The 5245-nt window shown below is 70.4% G+C and carries 5 protein-coding genes and 1 pseudogene; 2 read left to right on the top strand and 4 right to left on the bottom strand.

Annotated features, from left to right (window positions below):
* Window positions 1-36: 36 nt before the first annotated feature.
* Window positions 37-1869, bottom strand: a complete 1833-nt coding sequence (locus ACIY1X_RS18600) for an ABCB family ABC transporter ATP-binding protein/permease (protein WP_399683313.1) — start codon at window positions 1867-1869, stop codon at window positions 37-39.
* A 47-nt stretch (window positions 1870-1916) separates the two neighbouring features.
* Between ACIY1X_RS18600 and ACIY1X_RS18595 the strand changes: the two genes are divergently transcribed.
* A complete protein-coding gene (locus tag ACIY1X_RS18595) occupies window positions 1917-2342 on the top strand; it encodes an acyl-CoA thioesterase (protein WP_399683310.1) in 426 nt (141 codons plus the stop codon).
* A gap of 190 nt (window positions 2343-2532) precedes the next feature.
* Here ACIY1X_RS18595 and ACIY1X_RS18590 read toward each other — a convergent pair whose 3' ends face one another.
* Window positions 2533-3297 (bottom strand): enoyl-CoA hydratase, encoded by a 765-nt coding sequence (locus ACIY1X_RS18590; RefSeq protein WP_038214506.1) that lies wholly within the window; start codon window positions 3295-3297, stop codon window positions 2533-2535.
* Window positions 3298-3440: 143 nt separating this feature from the next.
* On the opposite strand from ACIY1X_RS18590, the gene ACIY1X_RS18585 reads away from it, so the two are divergent.
* Entirely contained in the window at window positions 3441-4514 is a 1074-nt protein-coding gene (locus ACIY1X_RS18585) for a tellurite resistance/C4-dicarboxylate transporter family protein (RefSeq protein ID WP_399683316.1), read from the top strand.
* Between the two features lie 4 nt (window positions 4515-4518).
* Here ACIY1X_RS18585 and ACIY1X_RS18580 read toward each other — a convergent pair whose 3' ends face one another.
* Together ACIY1X_RS18580 and ACIY1X_RS18575 are read right to left on the bottom strand one after the other, a co-directional pair.
* Window positions 4519-5115 (bottom strand): 2-hydroxychromene-2-carboxylate isomerase, encoded by a 597-nt coding sequence (locus ACIY1X_RS18580; protein ID WP_399683308.1) that lies wholly within the window; start codon window positions 5113-5115, stop codon window positions 4519-4521.
* Between the two features lie 7 nt (window positions 5116-5122).
* Window positions 5123-5245: pseudogene (locus ACIY1X_RS18575) on the bottom strand (thioesterase family protein); the annotation flags it as partial.

The following is a 5245-nucleotide window of genomic DNA, read 5'->3' as shown; positions in this document are numbered from 1 at the left end:
TTTTCATCTTGGGGCGGCCCGGCGATGAAAAAACGACTACAGCACCACGCCCGCCCCGCTCTTCTGCAGCGACCACATCTGCGCATAGCGGCCGCCCAGTGCCAGCAGCTCGGCATGCGTGCCCTGCTCGACGATGCGGCCCGACTCCATCACCAGGATGCGGTGCGCGTGGACCACGGTGGACAGGCGGTGCGCGATCAGCAGCGTGGTCTTGCCCCTGGCGGCGCTGGCCAGCTCGGCCTGGATGGCGCGCTCGTTGGCCGAGTCCAGCGCCGAGGTGGCCTCGTCGAAGATGAGGACGGGCGGGTTCTTCAGCAGCGTACGCGCGATCGCCACCCGCTGCTTCTCGCCGCCCGAGAGCTTGAGGCCGCGCTCGCCCACCGTCGTCTCGTAGCCCAGCGGCAGGCCGGCGATGAAGTCGTGGATGCGCGCCGCCTTCGCGGCCGCCACCACCTCCTCGTGCGTGGCGTCGGGCCGGCCGTAGGCGATGTTGTAGGCGATGGTGTCGTTGAAGAGCACCGTGTCCTGCGGCACGATGCCGATGGCCGCGCGCAGGCTGGCCTGGGTCAGGGTGCGGATGTCCCGGCCGCCGATCGAGATGGCCCCATCCTGGATGTCATAGAAGCGGTACAGCAACCGCCCCAGCGTGGACTTGCCCGAGCCCGAGGGGCCGACCACCGCCACCGTCTCGCCCGAGGGGATCTCGAAGCTCAGGTCCTGCAGGATCGGCCGCGCCGGCTCGTAGGCGAAGTCCACATGGTCGAAGCGCACCGTCCAGTCCGCCGTCGCCAGCGGCACGGCGCCGGGCGCGTCGGCCACCTCGCGCTCGCGGTCCAGCAGCGCGAACATCTTCTCCAGGTCGGTCAGGTTCTGCTTGATCTCGCGGTAGATCACGCCCAGGAAATTGAGCGGGATGTACAGCTGGATCATGAAGGCGTTGACCATCACCAGGTCGCCCAGCGTCATGCGGCCCTCGGCCACGCCCTGCGTGGCGAGCCACAGCATCGCCACCAGGCTGAGCGCCACCAGCAGCTGCTGGCCGGTGTTGAGCAGCGACAGCGTCGCCTGGCTCTTGACGGCGGCGCGGCGGTAGCGCTCCAGCTGCTCGTCATAGCGGCGGGCCTCGAAGTCCTCGTTGTTGAAGTACTTGACGGTCTCGTAGTTCAGCAGCGAGTCGATGGCGCGCGACTGCGCCCTGGAGCCCAGCTCGTTCATCGTCTTGCGGAACTGCGTGCGCCACTGCGTCACGCTGACGGTGAAGGCGATGTAGACCGCCAGCGCCAGTCCGGTGATGACGGCGAACCACGGATCGAAGCGCAGCGCCAGGATCGACAGCACCAGCACCAGCTCGACCAGCGTCGGCACGATGCTGTAGATCGAATACGAGATCAGCGAATGCACCGCCTGCGTGCCGCGCTCGATGTCGCGCGTCATGCCGCCGGTCTGCCGCTCCAGGTGGAAGCGCAGGCTCAGCGCGTGCAGGTGGCGGAACACCTCCAGCGCGATGCGGCGCGACGCGCCCTCGGTGGCCTTGGCGAAGACCCATTCGCGCAGCTCGGTGAAGAGGGAGGTGGCGAAGCGCAGCAGCCCGTAGCCCACCAGCAGCGCCACCGGCACGACGAGCAGGGCCTGCGGATCGCCGGGCTTGACGTCCATCGCGTCCACCAGGTGCTTGAGCAGCACCGGCACGCCCACGTTGGCCAGCTTGGCCGCGACCATGAAGGCCAGCGCCACGGCGACGCGGGCGCGGTAGCGCCACAGGTAGGGCAGCAGGCGGCGCAGCGCCGCGGCGTCGGTGCCGGCGGGCGGGGCCGCCGGGGCGGTGGCAGGCAGGGGTGGGGAAAGCGCGTCGCCGTCGGTGCGTCGCATGGGAGGACAATCGTGGGTGGAGCCGTTTCCTGAAGATGATTGTGCCGATGTCCACCCCCACCCCCGCCGACGCGCCCCTGAAGAGCCTGCCCGCCGACATGGAACTGGTGCTCAAGGTGATCCCCATGCCGGCCGACACCAACAGCAACGGCGACATCTTCGGCGGCTGGGTGATGGCGCAGGTGGACCTGGCCGGCTCGGTGATCCCGGCGCGCTACGCCCGCGGCCGCATGGCGACGGTGGCGGTCAACGAGTTCATCTTCAAGCAGCCGGTGCGGGTGGGCGACATCCTGTCCTTCTACGCCGCGGTCACGCGGGCGGGCCGCACTTCCGTGACGGTGAAGGTGGAGGTGTTCGCCGAGCGCATCCGCCAGCAGGGCGAGTACGTGAAGGTGACCGAGGCCATGCTGACCTACGTGGCCATCGACGAGAACGGCCGGCCGCGCCCGCTGGCGGACGCGCCCGCCGGATGAAATTAAGCACCCCCCAAGCGGCTTCGCCGCTCCCCCCTCTCTCGCCTTCGGCGGGAGGGGGGCGCACCCGGAGGCCTGGCCAAGCCAGTTCCTCGGGTGCCCTGGCATGGCCTGCTCCGCGGCCTCCGGATCGGGGAAGACCGTTGTGGTTCATCGGCTGCGGGCATCGCGCAGCGCCATGGACAACGGATCAGACTTTGCTGAAGTCCGGCTTTCTCTTCTCCATGAACGCCGTGAACGCCTCGCGGGCAGCCGGCTCGCGCAGCATGCGGCCGAAGCTGGCACCCTCCTCGTCCATGCGCGCCAGCACCGCGGCCTGCTGGCCGCCCTTCATCAGCCGCTTGGTCTCGATCAGCGCCGACAGCGGCTTGGCCGCGAGCTTACGCGCCTGCTGCTGCGCGACGGCGTTGCATTCGGTGGGCGGCACCACGCGGTTGACCAGGCCGACTTCCAGCGCCGCCTCGGCCATGAAGGGCTCGCCCAGCAGCAGCGCCTCGGCCGCCCGGTGGTGGCCGAACATCTGCGGCGCCAGCAGGCTGGAAGCCGCCTCGGGGCACAGGCCCAGGTTGACGAAAGGCATGGAGAAGGCGGCGTTGTCGCCGGCGTAGACCAGGTCGCAGTGGAACAGCAGCGTGGTGCCGATGCCCACCGCCGGGCCGCACACGGCCGCCACGATCGGCTTGGGGAACTGCGCGATGCCGCGCAGGAAGCGGAACACCGGCGAGTCCTGGCCGGCCGGCGGCTGGTTCAGGAAGTCGCCGATGTCGTTGCCGGCCGAGAAGATGGTCGCGTCGCCCTGGATCAGCACCACGCGCACGGCCGCATCGTCCTTCGCCTGCGCCAGCGCGTCGGCCAGCGCGGCGTACATGGCGCTGGTGATGGAGTTCTTCTTGTCGACGCGGTTGAAGGTCAGGGTCATCACACCGGCTTCGGTGTGGACGAGGATGTCGCTCATGCTGGCTCCTGGGAAATGACGCGCGGCATGGTAGCTCGCGGGCGCCGCCGGCGCTGCCGCGGGAGCGACTGCGCCGCACCTTTCGTCCGCCCGGCGCGACAATACGGCGCGCCCCCCACGAGACGACCCGCCATGCCCCCTGCCTGCCGCCCCCGCCGCCCGCACCACCGGCCGGGAGCGCGCACGTGAAGGCCCCCGCCGGCCTGGCGGGCCTGTCGCCCGCCAACTTCGGCATGGTGATGGCCACCGGCATCGTGTCGATCGCCGCGTACCTGCTGGGCCGGCCGGGCGTGGCGCACGCGCTGCTGGCGCTCAACGCGGTGCTGTACGGCGCCCTGGTGCTGCTCACGCTGGCGCGCCTGCTGCGGCACCGGCCGCAGCTGCTGGCTGACCTGACGGACCACCTGCGCGGCCCCGGCTTCTTCACCACCGTGGCCGGCACGGCGGTGCTGGGCTGCCAGTGCGTGCTGATCGCCCACAGCGACGCGGCCGGCCTGGCGCTGTGGGTCCTGGCGGCGGCGCTGTGGATGGGGCTGACCTACGGCATCCTGGGCATCTTCACGCTCAAGACGCACAAGCCCACGCTCGACAGCGGGATCAACGGCGCCTGGCTGCTGGCGGTGGTGGCGACCCAGTCCATCGCGGTGCTCGGCGCCCTGCTGGACACGCGCTTCAGCCCCCATTGGCGGCTGGCGATGAACTTCCTGGCGCTGGCGATGTGGCTGTGGGGCGGCATGCTCTACATCTGGATGATGTCGCTCATCTTCTACCGCTACACCTTCTTCACGCTGTCGCCGGGCGACCTCACGCCGCCGTACTGGATCAACATGGGCGCCATGGCCATCTCGACGCTGGCCGGCTCGCTGCTGGTGCTCAACGCGCCGCAGGCGCCCTTCCTGCAGTCGCTGCTGCCCTTCATCAAGGGCTTCACGCTCTTCTACTGGGCCACCGGCACCTGGTGGATTCCCATGCTGCTGGTGCTGGGCGCGTGGCGCTACGTGTGGCGGCGCCATCCGCTGCGCTACGACCCGATGTACTGGGGCGCGGTGTTTCCGCTGGGCATGTACGCGGTGTGCACCTTCAAGCTGGCCGAGGCGCTGGAGCTGGACTTCCTGCATGCGCTGCCGCCGGCCTTCGGCCTCGTCGCGGGCCTGGCGTGGGCGGCGGCCTTCGGCGGGCTGCTGGCACGGCTGGCGCGCCTGGGCCGCGCCGGGTGACGGCTCAGCCGCCGCGCTGCAGCGCCTCGCGCACGAAGTCCAGCCGGTCCTGGCCCCAGAACATCTCGTCGCCCACGAACATGGTGGGCGCACCGAACACGCCGCGCTCCACCGCCTCGGTGGTGACGGCCTTGAGGCGGTCCTTGACGTCCTGCCGGCCGGCCAGCGCCACCAGCGCGGCCGGGTCGAGGCTGGCGGCGGCGAGCACCTCGGCCACCACCGCCAGGTCGTTCATGTCGCGGCCGTCCACCCACATCGCCTGGTAGACGGCGCGGCCGTAGTCGGCAAAGCGCTCCGGCTGGTGCATCTGCAGCCCGGTGGCGCCGCGCATCAGCAGCAGCGTGTTGACGGGGAAGTGGGGGTTGTGCCGGTAGGGCACGCCGTAGCGCGCGGCGTAGCGGCGCAGGTCGCGGTGCATGTAGCGGCCCTTGGCCGCCACCTCGGCCGGCGAGCGATTGCCGGTGGCCTGGAACACGCCGCCCAGCAGCAGCGGCCGGTACACCAACTCGGCGCCGGCCTCGGTGCACAGCGCGGGCAGCTGCGTCCAGGCCAGGTAGGCGGCCGGACTGCCGAAATCGAAGAAGAACTCGACCACCTTCATGCCGCCCTCACTCCTTGTAGTAGACGATCTGGTTGCTGGTGGCCAGCAGCGTGCCGCCCTCGCTCCACAGCTGCGCGCTCTGGTCGAAGTAGCCGTTGGCGAACTGCTGCCCGGTGGCGCGGCCGAGCAG

Source organism: Xenophilus sp. (genome assembly GCF_044462705.1).
GTDB lineage: Bacteria > Pseudomonadota > Gammaproteobacteria > Burkholderiales > Burkholderiaceae_C > Xenophilus > Xenophilus azovorans.
This window is presented reverse-complemented; position numbering and strand designations above follow the sequence as displayed.

Coding starts and splice junctions, on each gene's coding strand:
- ACIY1X_RS18600 (WP_399683313.1), bottom strand. CDS start 1,869: ATGCGACGCACCGACGGCGACGCGCTTTCCCCACCCCTGCCTGCCACC.
- ACIY1X_RS18595 (WP_399683310.1), top strand. CDS start 1,917: ATGTCCACCCCCACCCCCGCCGACGCGCCCCTGAAGAGCCTGCCCGCC.
- ACIY1X_RS18590 (WP_038214506.1), bottom strand. CDS start 3,297: ATGAGCGACATCCTCGTCCACACCGAAGCCGGTGTGATGACCCTGACC.
- ACIY1X_RS18580 (WP_399683308.1), bottom strand. CDS start 5,115: ATGAAGGTGGTCGAGTTCTTCTTCGATTTCGGCAGTCCGGCCGCCTAC.